The following is a 12,073-nucleotide window of genomic DNA, read 5'->3' on the forward strand; positions in this document are numbered from 1 at the left end:
GTTCTCCTGGTTCGTCACGGGCACGGTCGCGGTCACAGGTGCAGCCCGCACTCGGTCTTGGCGCTGCCGGCCCAGCGGCCGGCGCGCGCGTCCTCGCCGGGGGCTACGCGGCGGGTGCAGGGGGCGCAGCCCACGGAGGCGTAGCCGTCCATGAGCAGCGGGTTGGTGAGCACCCCGTGCTCGGCGACGTAGGCGTCCACGTCGTCCTGCGTCCAGCGGGCGATCGGGGCGATCTTGACCTTGCCCCGCTTCTCGTCCCAGGCGACGACCGGGGTGTTCGCCCGGGTCGGGGACTCGTCGCGGCGCAGGCCCGTCGCCCATGCGTCGAAGCCGGCGAGGCCCTCTTCGAGCGGCTTGACCTTGCGCAGGAAGCAGCACAGGTCCGGGTCGCGGTCGTGGAGCTTCGGACCGTACTCGGCGTCCTGTTCGGCGACCGTCTGGCGCGGGGTGATCGTGAGGACGTTGACATCCATCACGGCCTCCACCGCGTCCCGGGTGCCGATGGTCTCCGGGAAGTGGTAGCCGGTGTCGAGGAACACCACGTCCACGCCGGGCCGGGCCCGGGAGGCGAGGTGCGCGACCACGGCGTCCTCCATGGAGGAGGTCACGCAGAACCGCTCGCCGAAGGTGTCCACGGCCCACTGGAGGATCTCCAGGGCCGAGGCGTCCTCCAGATCACGGCCGGCCTGCTCGGCGAGCGCCTTCAGTTCGGCGCGCCGGGCGTCCTCGGGGCCGGCCGGGCTGTCGTCGTCGCTCAGCGACGCGGATGTGTCGTCATCCGCCTGAACGGTCGTCATATGTGGTCCCCTCCGCTGTCGGCTCGCTGAAGCCCCCGGGCCAGCAGCCCGAGGAACTTCACCTGGAAGGCTCGATTGCAGGCCCCGCATTCCCACGCGCCGTGGCCCTCTTCGTTCGGGCGCAGGTCCTCGTCGCCGCAGTAGGGGCAGTAGAACGGGGCGGCTCGCTCGCTCATGACAGGGACTCCTCGCCGGCGCGGGCCACCCAGGTGGCGAACCGCTCGCCGTCCTCGCGCTCCTCCTCGAAGCGCCTGAGGACCCGCTCGACGTAGTCGGGCAGTTCCTCGGAGGTGACCTTCAGACCGCGCACCTTGCGGCCGAACCCGGCCTCCAGGCCGAGGGCGCCGCCCAGGTGCACCTGGAAGCCCTCGACCTGCTCGCCCCGCTCGTTGAGGACGAGCTGTCCCTTGAGACCGATGTCCGCCACCTGGATACGCGCGCAGGCGTTGGGGCAGCCGTTGATGTTGATGGTGAGCGGCTCGTCGAAGTCCGGGAGGCGGCGCTCCAGTTCGTCGATGAGGGAGGAGCCGCGGGCCTTGGTCTCGACGATCGCGAGCTTGCAGTACTCGATGCCGGTGCAGGCCATCGTGCCGCGCCGGAACGGCGACGGGTTCACCGTGAGGTCCAGCGCCTCCAGCCCCGCGACGAGCGAGTCGACCTGGTCCTCGGTGACGTCGAGCACGATCATCTTCTGCTCGACGGTGGTGCTGACCCGGCCCGAGCCGTGGGCCTCGGCGAGATCGGCGATCTTCGTCAGGGTGGTGCCGTCGACCCGGCCGACGCGCGGGGCGAACCCGACGTAGTAGCGGCCGTCCTTCTGCGGGTGCACACCGACGTGGTCGCGCCAGCGCTCCACGGGCTGGTCGGGGGCGGGCCCGTCGATCAGCTTCCGCTTGAGGTACTCGTCCTCCAGGACCTGGCGGAACTTCTCGGTGCCCCAGTCCGCGAGGAGGAACTTCAGGCGGGCGCGGGTGCGCAGCCGCCGGTAGCCGTAGTCACGGAAGATCGAGATGACGCCCTCGTACACGTCCGCGACCTCGTCCAGCGGCACCCACGCGCCGAGCCGCTGTCCGATCTTGGGGTTGGTGGACAGTCCGCCGCCGACCCACAGGTCGAACCCGGGGCCGTGCTCCGGGTGGCGGACGCCGACGAAGGCGATGTCGTTGATCTCGTGCGCCACGTCCAGCAGCGGCGAACCCGAGATCGCGGACTTGAACTTGCGGGGCAGGTTGGAGAACGCCTTGTTGCCGATGATCCGCCGCTGGATCTCCTCCATGGCCGGGGTGCCGTCGATGATCTCGTCGGCGGCGATACCCGCGACGGGCGAGCCGATGATCACACGCGGGGTGTCACCGCACGCCTCGGTCGTGGACAGCCCCACGGCCTCCAGCCGCTCCCAGATCTCGGGCACGTCCTCGACCCGGATCCAGTGGTACTGCACGTTCTGCCGGTCGGTGATGTCCGCGGTGCCCCGCGCGAACTCCTGCGAGATCTCACCGATCACCCGCAGCTGCCGCGTGGTGAGACGGCCGCCGTCGATGCGCACCCGCAGCATGAAGTACTTGTCGTCCAGCTCCTCCGGCTCCAGGATCGCGGTCTTGCCGCCGTCGATCCCGGGCTTGCGCTGGGTGTAGAGACCCCACCAGCGCATCCGGCCACGCAGGTCGTTCGGGTCGATCGAGTCGAAGCCGCGCTTGGAGTAGATCGTCTCAATGCGTGTCCGCACATTGAGACCGTCGTCGTCCTTCTTGAACTGCTCGTTGCCGTTGAGCGGGGTGAAATGTCCGGCGGCCCACTGTCCTTCGCCACGGTGACGGCTCACCTTACGGCGGGGCGTGGCGGAGTTCTCCGGGGTGGCGGCCATGGTTCTACGTCCTTCGGACAAGTCGGTAAGCGGCTCTGACCTGCGCGTACGCGCACATGCGGGCACACCGGCAGCGGTGTGCGGCGCCTGCGCGTCATTGCGCTGGCCGAAACAGAGGAGGGGGTGCGGCGCTGGTGCCCGGGGTCGTGGCGACCCCTCGCGGTCGGGGCGTCAGCTCACCGGACAGATGGCGCTGGACATGCGGCCGAGGTCGACGTGCCGCCGACTCACCAAGGCAATTCCAGTTCCAGACATGACGGAAGCGTGTCACGGCTCTTTAGACCGAGTCCACCTTCATCCACATGTCGGACAGGGATGTCTCGAATGGCGAGACGATGTGATGTGGGTCATGACGTCGACGGCAGTGCGCCCGGCCACGGCCCCGGCGCGGCCACGTCCGCCTCCTCCGTCACCTTGGTGTCGAACAGCCTGAATCCGCGCCGCTGGTAGTTCGCCATGGCGTGTTCGCCGTCCCGGCTGCACGTGTGCAGCCACACCCGCTTGGTCGGCGGCAGGTCCGGCCACCGCTCGGCGAGGTCCCAGGCCCGGGCCGTGCCGTACGACAGGAGGTGCCCGCCGATGCGCCGGCCGCGGAAGGCGGGGATCAGCCCGAAGTACACGATCTCCACGGCCCCGCCGTCCTGCGGCTCCAGCTCGACGTACCCCGCGGGCGTGCCCCGGTCGTATGCGACCCACGTCTCCACGCCGGGCCGCAGCAGGTGCTCCTGCCACCGGGCGTACGACCATGACAGCCGGTCGATCCACAGGATGTCGCCGCCGACGGACGCGTACAGGAAGCGGCTGAACTCCGGGGAGGGCACCTCGGCGCGGACGATACGGACCTCGTCGCCCTCGGGTGCGGCGGCGGGCAGGAGGTCGCCCGGGGACGTCTGCTCCAGGGACCAGGTGGTGAGGGTGCTGCGGCTGCTCATACGGCCAGGGAATCACGGGGGTCGGCCCGCGACCAAGGCCGGTCCCGCCCACCGGTCGGGAGGGGCCGGCCGCGCGCCTCAGGAGGCCGTCGACGGTGGGGCCGGGTCGGCCGGTGGAGCGGGGTCGGTGGTGGAGGGTGGGGCGGGCTCGGCGTGGGACGGTCCGGTACGGACGACGGCCTGGTCCCCTCGTGGACCGAACAGGTGCAGGATCTCCACAGGGTGCGAGTCCGCGGGGCCGAACCAGTGGGGCTCGGTGGTGTCGAACTCGGCCACCTCGCCGGGCCGCAGCGTGAAGTCCCGCTCCCCGAGGATGACCTGGAGCCGGCCGGCGAGGACGTAGAGCCATTCGTAGCCCTCGTGGGTGACCAGTTCCGGCGGGCGGGGTGCCAGCACCTGCTTGAAGACCTGCACGCGGCCCGGGTACTGCGTCAGCGGCACCAGGACGCTTCCGCGCCCCTTGCGAACGGGCCGGAGGTGCACCCGGGGGTCACCGCTGGCGGGCGCCGCCACCAGCTGGTCGAGGCTGACGCGATGGGCCTGCGCCAGCGGGATGAGCAGGTCCAGGGTCGGACGCCGCCTGCCCGACTCCACCCGGGACAGCGTGCTGACGGAGATTCCGGTCGTGGCCGCGAGTGCCTCCAGGGTGAGACCCCGGTCCCTGCGCAGCCCGCGCAGCCGGGGCCCGATGCCGTCGAGGATCTGCTCCAGCCGCGCGCCGCCGGATCCTGTGATGTCCATGACCCCAGTTTTGCAGTGTTCGCAAAAACCCTGGGCCGTGGCCGCCGCTCGGGCCGAGCCTTGGCGGGCCCTGTTCCCGGACCTGGAGGCGGCCCATGACCACGACGACCCACCCCGCTCCCCCCACCCTCAGCGCACGCGGACGCTGGACGGTCCTGGCCGTCTGCTGTCTGAGCATGTTCCTGGTCGGCCTCGACACCACCATCGTCAACGTCGGTCTGCCGGCCATCGGGCGTGGCCTGGACACCGACACCCGCGGTCTCGAATGGATCGTCGACGCCTACACTCTCGTCCTCGCCAGTCTCCTGATCTCCGCCGGCGCGCTGGCGGACCGCTTCGGACGCCGCCGGGTCTTCCAGAGCGGGCTGGCCGTGTTCGGCGCGGCCTCACTGCTCTGCGCGCTCGCCCCGTCGGCCGGTGTACTCGTCGCGGCCCGCGCCCTCCAGGGCGTCGGCGCCTCGATGCTCAGCCCCGTGGCGCTCGCGATCGTGGTGAACGCGATGCCGGACCCGAGGGAACGGGCGCAGGCGATCGGTGTCTGGGCCTCGGTGTTCGGGCTGAGCATGGCCGCCGGACCCCTGACGGGCGGCGTGCTGCTCGCGCACCTCGACTGGCGGGCCCTGTTCTGGATCAACGCGCCCGTCATCGCCGCCGCCCTGTTGCTCAGCGCCGCGTTCGTGCCGGAGTCCCGGGCCCCGCGGGCCCGCCGGCTCGACCTGCCCGGCCAGGTCCTGCTGACGGTGGTCCTCGCCGTCGTCGTCGGCGTCCTGATCGAAGGGCCGCGCATCGGCTGGACATCGCCCGCAGCGCTGGCGGGCTACGCGTGCGGCGCCGTGGCCGCGGCCGCTCTCGTGCGGGTCGAGTCCCGCCGACGTGAGCCGCTCATGGATCTGCGCCTCTTCGGGCGCCCGGTGTTCAGCGGTGCGGTCGTGGGCGCGGTCGCGGTCTTCGTCGCGCTGAGCACGACGCTGCTGCTGAACACCCTCTACCTGCAGCACACGCGGGAATGGACGGCGCTGGCCGCGGGCGTCGCGACCCTGCCCCTGGCCGTCGGGGCGACCGTCTGCGCCCCGTGGGCGGGCCGCATGGTCGGCCGCACGGGACCGCGGCCGCCGCTGCTGCTGGCCGGCGGGTTCATCACGGTCGGCGGACTCTGCCTGGTGCGGCTCACCCCGCACACGAGCGTGCTCCTGCTGCTGACCGCGTACGCGTTCGTCGGCATCGGGTTCGGCTTCGCCAACGCCCCGCTGACCAACACCGCGGTCAACGGACTGCCGGCCGCCCGTGCCGGTGTGGCGGGGGCGATCACCTCCACGGCACGGCAACTCGGCTCCGCGCTCGGTATCGCTCTCGCCGGCGGCCTGGTCACCGATGCCGGCCCGGCGGAACTCGCGCACGCGTCCCGGCCGGGCTGGATCCTGGTCGCCGCCTGCGGCGTACTGCTCCTCCTCGTGGCGCAGGTGTCACGGCCGAAGAAGGTGACCGAGGGGCCGGCCTCCCGTGCCGCTAGTCCAGGGCGCGTTCGACGTCGGACAGCTTCACCGCGTACAGCACCCGCTCGGGGACGGGAGCGGTGAGCGTCCACAGCTCGCCGGTCTCGGGGGAGTAGGAGAGGGGCCCGCCGTGCAGCCCCCAGCAGGCGTACGACTGGTGCTCCGAGGTGCCGTCCGTGCAGCTGGCGGCACGGGCCCGTTCCTCGTCCTGCCGCCACACCGTGCCGTGCCGCCCATGCTTGGCGGCGGCCTGGCTCACGTACCAGTCGCCGTCGTGGGAGAGGACGCCCCGGACATCGGTGGCCTTCGTCTCGTACGCCTCGTCGGCCTCGACCTCGCCCTGCCGCCCGGTGGTGCCGAGCAGCCCCGCCCGGTCGGAGACGGTGTCGAGGTCGTACCGCCACACACGCGCCGCCGTCCCGCTGCCCGTCGCGAACGACTCGTTCGCGACGACGCTCGGCGGCGTCGACGTCCGGTCGAGCGAGAGGGAGGTGAGACAAGGCACCCCGTCGTTGCCGCGTGCGTCGCAGGTGTCGCCCGAGGCCGGGCTGTAGGAGGCGACCGCGGGCAGCACATACCGGTAGTGGTGGGCGGAGAAGCCCCGGTCGACCTTGCCGATCGCGTCGCTGTCGGTGACGTCGGCGCGGAGGAAGCGGTCGAGGTCGAAGACGAAGAGGGAGTCGTCGCGGTATCCGCTGTTCTGCGGGTTCCGGGCGGTGACGATCAGCTTGTTCTCGTACCAGGCCATGCCGCCGAGCCGGGAACGCACCGCCTTCAGGCCCTTGCCGTCGGCCTGCGGCACGACGAGCAGCACCCAGCGGTACTTCAGGTCCGACGGGTCGCTCGCGTCGACGAAGGCGACCCGGGCGAGCCCCTCCTCGCCGGCGGTGGTGCCGGCGTGGGTCCAGCCGGACACGAGGACCTTGTTGTCGCGGGACGTGGTGACCGACTGGGGCCGCCACCGGTCGTCGACCGCGTCCGGGGCCTCCCAGCAGTAGGCCCGCGCGGCCGTCGGCGCGACCGGCAGGACGCCCTTCTCGGTGACGAAGCAGTCGCCCTCGTCCCGCATCGTGTGGTTGGCGCTGCGCAGCACCTCGTCGACGCCGACCCGGCCGCCCATCCCGGCGGTGAGGGTCTCCAGCGCGGTCCGGTCGGTGAGGTTCTCCGTGAGGCGGAGGTCGCGCAACTCGGCGGCCGAACCGACCGCCGACAGGCCGCCCGGCGTCTTCCCGCCCGCCGCCTGGGACGTGCTGATCAGAGTGGCCGCCGCCGTGAGCGCCAGCGCGGTCCCCGCGAGGGAAGCGCGCAGCGCGCGCCCCCTTCTGCGCCGTCGGTGCCTACCGCGATGCTTCATCACAACCTCCCGGTCGGCCAACTGCCTCCTGCGAGCGGAACCTTGACGGAGGGACAGGTGGGGTGGCCTGGAAGGGATGCTACGGCAGTGGGACACGTGTCACGCCGAGGACGCGGGAAATACAGGGAGATCCCTCACCTGGGGGCCATGATCCGTACATCGGGGGAGGGTTGCGGGAGGTTTGACACGGGCCGGGGTCGGCCGGGGTCAGGGGGCGGCGCGGGGGAAAGCGACATGCGAGGCGGGGCCGTCTTTCAGCACATGGTCCACCACCGCGTCGGCGTGCCGTCGGGCATCCGTGTGCTGTCGGGCATCGGGGAACTCGTCCATGAAACATGTGTCCGGCGGCAGGGCCGGCAGGTTTGTTTCGATCCATCGAGTTCGGGACAGCGCTCGGTCAGCGTGCGCAGAAGCCGGTTCGGCCGATGGGCTGTCAGCCGCCACAGCACGAGATGGTCGGACACTTTCGGCGCACGGGTGTAGCCGGCCACGACTCTAGGACTGTTCCCCGTGCCCCAACGGCCCTTCCGTCCAGGCCTGTCCGACTGACGCCGCCCCCCTGGCCCGCACCACCCCCGGTGCCACCGAATGCGGCAGCAGATCCAGGGGGCTGTCGGGAAGGATCACCTCGACGTCGGCTCGTTCCGTGAAGCGGTACGGGCGGTGGTCGAGGTAGGCGCCCAGGTAGCGGCGTACGCGGGACATCTCGGCGCGGACGGTGACCGTGCGGGCGGGGTCGCCGAACATGTCGTCGGCGAGGGCGGACGCGCTGCGGCCACCGCGGTGGAGGGCGAGGAGGTACAGCAACTCCGCGTGGCGGGGGCTCAGTTCACGGGTCCAGGAGCCAGCGGATCCGCAGACGGTGACGGTCCAGCGGCGCGGATGGGAGACGTCGAGGCCGATACGGGTGGCCGTCGTGGCGGGCGCGGGGTCCGCGGTGGGCCGTATCAGCCAGCCGGCGGAGAGCGGCTCGACCGTGCACAGCCCCAGCGCGGGCAGCCAACAGCGGCCCGGCGAGACGGACTTGGGCAGGGCGAGGCGGCCGGTGTACGGCATGCCCGTCACCGCCGCCGTCCAGCCGTCCCGGTCCACGGCGACCGCCGGGCCGCCGATCCGGGCCAGTACCGGGGCCGCCACCGCCCGCAGTTGTTCCAGCGAGGTGAGGTGCAGGTCGCGCAGCCGGGACTGGGCCAGCTTGGCGACCGCGTCGACCAGCGCCAGCGTCGCGGGGTGCAGGGTCTCCAGGGGGCCGCTGATGTCGACCGACCCGAGGAGCCTGCCGTCGCGCGGGTCGGTGATGGGCGCACCCGTACAGGTCCAGGAGTGCAGGGCCCGCACGAAGTGCTCGGAGGCGAACACCTGGACGGGGCGGCGGACCACCAGGGGCGTGCCCACCCCGTTCGTGCCGACGGTCTCCTCCCGCAGGTCCGCGCCGACCCCGAGGCCCTGCCCGTCGGCCTTGCGGAGCACCCCCGTACTGCCCTCCCGCCACAACACCCGGGCGTCCGCGTCCGCGACCAGCATGATGTGCTGCGCGGTGTCCGCCAGGGACAGCAACCCCTCGCGCAGCACCGGCAGTACATGCCGAAGGGGAGAGGTATGACGGCGGCGCTCCACCTCGTCATGGCTCAGCAGGTCGGCCCGGAAGTCGTGGTCGGGATCCATCCCGCTTTGCAGCATGCGGCTCCAGGACTCCCTGACCACCGGGCGGGGGGAGGGGTTCGGACGCCGTCCGGCGAGGGCGGAGGCACGGACCTCGCCGAGCACCCGTGCCGCCCGGGCGGCGTCCGTGGCGGTGAGCCGCGTGACTTCCATCGGCGAGTGCGGCACTCGTTCCTCCCGGCAGGGCCGCCTCCCCGCCCGGAAGGGCCGAGGGAGTCCGGGCCTGCGTGACCGGCGTTGACTACGGGGTCCATAGTCTGCCGTTCCTCGCCCACGGAGGGACTCACTCCGGCCACAGAGCGCCGACGAGTTGCAACCCCCTGCAACCCTGGCGGACGGCCGGGCACTGCTTGAAACTTGTTCAACGCCGCCCGGTGCGGCGCGTGTGCTCCGCTCGCAGGGGCCCGAACGCGGGGGTGGTGCCGTGTCGGCGCAGCACCACCTCCGCGCCACTCGAAAGGGGCCCCGCCCGGCGGGGCTCAGCCCACCGGCCGGGCCCGCTCCACCACCGAGGCCAGGTCCAGCGTGTGCGGCAGGGTGCCGAAGGCCGAGCCCCAGTCGCCGCCCAGACGGGACGCGCAGAACGCGTCCGCGACCGCCGGCGGCGCGTACTGGACCAACAGGGCGCCCTGGAGGACGAGGGCGAGGCGCTCCACGAGGCGGCGGGCACGCGCCTCCACGCCGTCGAGGTCGGCGAGTTCGGTCAGCAGGTTCTTGATCGCCCCGTCGAGCCGGTGGTCGGCACCACGGGCCCGGCCCACCTCACGCAAGTACGCGTCGAGCGCCCGGGGTTCCCGCTGCAGGGCGCGCAGCACGTCCAGCGCCTGGACGTTCCCGGCGCCCTCCCAGATCGAGTTGAGCGGCGACTCCCGCAGCAGTCGCGGCATGCCCGACTCCTCGACGTAGCCGTTGCCGCCGAGGCACTCCGCGGCCTCCGTCACCGTGGCCGTGCAGCGCTTGGTCACCCAGTACTTGGCGGCCGGCACCGCCAGCCGCAGCAGCGCGCGCTCGCCCTCGTCGCCGTCCGGTCCCTCCGCCGCGTCGTACGCCGCCGCCAGCCGCAGCGCCAGGGTCGTCGCCGCCTCCGACTCCAGCGCCAGGTCGGCGAGAACGTTCCGCATCAGCGGCTTGTCGATCAGCTTCCCGCCGAACGCCTCCCGGTACGCGCAGTGGTGAGCGGCCTGCGCCACCGCCTGCCGCATCAGTGAGGCGGCGCCCAGCGCGCAGTCCAGCCGGGTGACGGACACCATCTCGATGATCGTGCGCACGCCCCGGCCCTCGTCGCCGACCCGGCGCGCCCACGTCCCGTCGAACTCGACCTCGCTGGAGGCGTTCGACCGGTTGCCCAGCTTGTCCTTCAGCCGCTGGATGCGGAACACGTTGCGGGTGCCGTCCGCCAGCACTCGCGGCACCAAAAAACAGGTCAGGCCGCCCGGCGCCTGCGCCAGCACCAGGAAGCCGTCGGACATCGGCGCCGAGCAGAACCACTTGTGGCCCCGCAGTTCGTACGTCCCGTCCTCGGCCAGGGGCCGGGCCTCGGTCGTGTTGGCGCGTACGTCGCTTCCGCCCTGCTTCTCCGTCATGCCCATCCCGAAGAGCACGCCGGCCTTCCGGTCGGCGGGCCGCAGGTCCCAGTCGTAGATCGTGGACGTCAGCCGGGGCTCCCACTCGGCGGCCAGCGCCGGGTCCGTGCGCAGGGCCGGCACCGCCGCGTGCGTCATCGACAGGGGGCAGCCGTTGCCGGCCTCGACCTGGGTCCAGACGACGAAGCCGGCGGCGCGCCGGACGTGCCCGGAGGGGCGCGTCCAGGCGGCCGTCAGCCCCGCGGAGACGCCCTTGCCGAGCAGCCGGTGCCAGGAGGGGTGGAACTCGACCTCGTCGATCCGGTTGCCGTAGCGGTCGTGGGTGCGCAGCTTCGGCGGGTTCTCGTTGGCGAGCCTGCCCCACTCCTGGACCTGCTCCGACCCGGCCGTACGCCCGAGCCCCGACAGGTCACCGCGGGCCTCGTCGAGGACGTCCGGGGCCACATGCCGCTCGACGGCCTCCGTCAGGGCGCGGTCGGCGGCGTAGACGTCATAGCCCACCAGGGGCGGAACCTGATTGGTCACTTCGTGCGTGGCTGCCATGCCACGAAACCTACCCCCCGGTACGGCGACGGTCACCCGCATCCGGGGGAGGCTCCCCGAGGCCGCCCCCAAATCCCGGCTCAGACCGCCGGTGCCGTCAGTTCACCCGTGCCCAGTTCGTCGGTGCCGAGGAAGGACCCTCCGTACTGTTCCAGGGGCCAGCCCGGACGGTAGATCGTGTCGAGGTAGCGTTCGCCCAGGTCGGGGGCGATGGCGACCGCGGTGAGGTCGGGGGAGCCGTCCCGGTTCAGCCAGTCGACGGCGCCGCTGACCACCGTGCCGGTGGAGCCCCCGAAGAGGAAGCCGCGCCGCGCCAGGCGGTGGCAGGCCCGTACGGTGTCGGCCTCCTCCACCCGGACGACGTCGTCCACGCAGGACGCGTCGAGCAGCGGCGGAGCCACGCTCGTACCGAGGCCGGGGATCAGCCGGCGGCCCGGCGTCCCGCCGAACGCGACCGAGCCCACGCTGTCCACGGCCACGATCCGCACCCGGCGCCGCCGCTCCCAGAACCACTGGGCGCACCCCATCAGCGTTCCCGAGGTGCCGACCCCCACGAACAGCACGTCGAGCCGCGGGAACTGCCGGGCGATGGCGGGCGCGGTGGTGCGGTAGTGCGCCCGCCAGTTCGCCTGGTTGGTGTACTGGTCGAGCCACACGTACCGCTCGTCGGCGGCGCACAGCGCGCGGACGTAGGCGATCCGCGCGCCGAGGAAGCCGCCGATCGGGTCCGGCTCGGTGATGACGTCGACCCGGCTGCCGAGCGCCTCCATCAGCCCCTTGGTCGCCGGGTTGCAGCGGGCGTCGGTCACGCACAGGAACCGGTAGCCCCGGCTCGCCGCGATCATGCTGAGCGCCACGCCCAGGTTCCCGGACGAGGACTCGACGAGGGTCGAGCCCGGCCCGAGCCGTCCGTCCCGTTCGGCGGCCCGCACCATCTCGGTCGCGGCCTTGAGCTTGATCGAGCCGGCGAAGTTGAAGCCCTCGCACTTGAGGAAGAGCCTGTGGCCGACGACCGTGCGCAGGTCGACGTACAGCTCCTCCTCGTTGAAGTCCGTGGGAACGGATATGACTGGCACTGCGGCCCCCCTGGTGGTGCTTGTCGTA

11 protein-coding genes are annotated in these 12,073 nt (G+C 72.2%); 1 reads left to right on the forward strand and 10 read right to left on the reverse strand.

Annotation, left to right across the window (positions count from 1 at the left end; translation table 11 throughout):
- Positions 1-32: 32 nt before the first annotated feature.
- The 6 genes from ACZ4Z3_RS19980 to ACZ4Z3_RS20005 form a co-directional block, all read right to left on the reverse strand.
- Complete coding sequence (locus tag ACZ4Z3_RS19980) at positions 33-797, reverse strand: phosphoadenylyl-sulfate reductase (protein ID WP_468502231.1); 765 nt, start codon at positions 795-797, stop codon at positions 33-35.
- Positions 794-973, reverse strand: a complete 180-nt coding sequence (locus ACZ4Z3_RS19985) for a hypothetical protein (RefSeq protein WP_055521679.1) — start codon at positions 971-973, stop codon at positions 794-796. Before ACZ4Z3_RS19985 ends, ACZ4Z3_RS19980 begins: the two co-directional genes overlap by 4 nt.
- Positions 970-2,661, reverse strand: coding sequence for a nitrite/sulfite reductase (locus ACZ4Z3_RS19990; protein ID WP_468502232.1), 1,692 nt, complete (start codon positions 2,659-2,661; stop codon positions 970-972). Before ACZ4Z3_RS19990 ends, ACZ4Z3_RS19985 begins: the two co-directional genes overlap by 4 nt.
- 171 nt (positions 2,662-2,832) lie before the next feature.
- Positions 2,833-2,916 (reverse strand): putative leader peptide, encoded by an 84-nt coding sequence (locus ACZ4Z3_RS19995; RefSeq protein WP_309474722.1) that lies wholly within the window; start codon positions 2,914-2,916, stop codon positions 2,833-2,835.
- Positions 2,917-3,008: 92 nt separating this feature from the next.
- Positions 3,009-3,593 carry a GNAT family N-acetyltransferase gene (locus tag ACZ4Z3_RS20000; RefSeq protein ID WP_468502233.1) on the reverse strand — a complete coding sequence of 195 codons (585 nt, stop codon included), beginning with the start codon at positions 3,591-3,593 and terminating at the stop codon, positions 3,009-3,011.
- Positions 3,594-3,671: 78 nt separating this feature from the next.
- Positions 3,672-4,334 (reverse strand): helix-turn-helix domain-containing protein, encoded by a 663-nt coding sequence (locus ACZ4Z3_RS20005; protein ID WP_468502234.1) that lies wholly within the window; start codon positions 4,332-4,334, stop codon positions 3,672-3,674.
- A gap of 95 nt (positions 4,335-4,429) precedes the next feature.
- Between ACZ4Z3_RS20005 and ACZ4Z3_RS20010 the strand changes: the two genes are divergently transcribed.
- Positions 4,430-5,911, forward strand: a complete 1,482-nt coding sequence (locus tag ACZ4Z3_RS20010) for an MFS transporter (protein ID WP_468502235.1) — start codon at positions 4,430-4,432, stop codon at positions 5,909-5,911.
- Here ACZ4Z3_RS20010 and ACZ4Z3_RS20015 read toward each other — a convergent pair.
- The 4 genes from ACZ4Z3_RS20015 to sbnA form a co-directional block, all read right to left on the reverse strand.
- The gene (locus tag ACZ4Z3_RS20015; RefSeq protein WP_468502236.1) at positions 5,841-7,181 is read right to left on the reverse strand and encodes a hypothetical protein; all 1,341 of its coding nucleotides are present in this window, start codon (positions 7,179-7,181) and stop codon (positions 5,841-5,843) included. The genes ACZ4Z3_RS20010 and ACZ4Z3_RS20015 overlap by 71 nt on opposite strands.
- Positions 7,182-7,676: 495 nt before the next feature.
- Positions 7,677-8,996 carry a helix-turn-helix domain-containing protein gene (locus tag ACZ4Z3_RS20020; RefSeq protein ID WP_468502237.1) on the reverse strand — a complete coding sequence of 440 codons (1,320 nt, stop codon included), beginning with the start codon at positions 8,994-8,996 and terminating at the stop codon, positions 7,677-7,679.
- Positions 8,997-9,322: 326 nt separating this feature from the next.
- Positions 9,323-10,969 (reverse strand): acyl-CoA dehydrogenase family protein, encoded by a 1,647-nt coding sequence (locus tag ACZ4Z3_RS20025; RefSeq protein ID WP_468502238.1) that lies wholly within the window; start codon positions 10,967-10,969, stop codon positions 9,323-9,325.
- An 80-nt stretch (positions 10,970-11,049) separates the two neighbouring features.
- Positions 11,050-12,045 carry a 2,3-diaminopropionate biosynthesis protein SbnA gene (gene sbnA / locus ACZ4Z3_RS20030; RefSeq protein WP_468502239.1) on the reverse strand — a complete coding sequence of 332 codons (996 nt, stop codon included), beginning with the start codon at positions 12,043-12,045 and terminating at the stop codon, positions 11,050-11,052.
- Between the last annotated feature and the right edge of the window lie 28 nt (positions 12,046-12,073).

The organism is Streptomyces sp. NPDC030296 (assembly GCF_055572815.1).

Excerpts from the sequence above, each read along its gene's own strand:
- ACZ4Z3_RS20005 (WP_468502234.1), bottom strand. The coding sequence starts at position 4,334 with ATGGACATCACAGGATCCGGCGGCGCGCGGCTGGAGCAGATCCTCGAC.
- ACZ4Z3_RS19985 (WP_055521679.1), bottom strand. The coding sequence starts at position 973 with ATGAGCGAGCGAGCCGCCCCGTTCTACTGCCCCTACTGCGGCGACGAG.
- ACZ4Z3_RS20010 (WP_468502235.1), top strand. The coding sequence starts at position 4,430 with ATGACCACGACGACCCACCCCGCTCCCCCCACCCTCAGCGCACGCGGA.
- ACZ4Z3_RS19980 (WP_468502231.1), bottom strand. The coding sequence starts at position 797 with ATGACGACCGTTCAGGCGGATGACGACACATCCGCGTCGCTGAGCGAC.
- ACZ4Z3_RS20015 (WP_468502236.1), bottom strand. The coding sequence starts at position 7,181 with ATGAAGCATCGCGGTAGGCACCGACGGCGCAGAAGGGGGCGCGCGCTG.
- ACZ4Z3_RS20000 (WP_468502233.1), bottom strand. The coding sequence starts at position 3,593 with ATGAGCAGCCGCAGCACCCTCACCACCTGGTCCCTGGAGCAGACGTCC.
- ACZ4Z3_RS20020 (WP_468502237.1), bottom strand. The coding sequence starts at position 8,996 with ATGGAAGTCACGCGGCTCACCGCCACGGACGCCGCCCGGGCGGCACGG.
- ACZ4Z3_RS19995 (WP_309474722.1), bottom strand. The coding sequence starts at position 2,916 with ATGTCTGGAACTGGAATTGCCTTGGTGAGTCGGCGGCACGTCGACCTC.
- ACZ4Z3_RS19990 (WP_468502232.1), bottom strand. The coding sequence starts at position 2,661 with ATGGCCGCCACCCCGGAGAACTCCGCCACGCCCCGCCGTAAGGTGAGC.
- ACZ4Z3_RS20025 (WP_468502238.1), bottom strand. The coding sequence starts at position 10,969 with ATGGCAGCCACGCACGAAGTGACCAATCAGGTTCCGCCCCTGGTGGGC.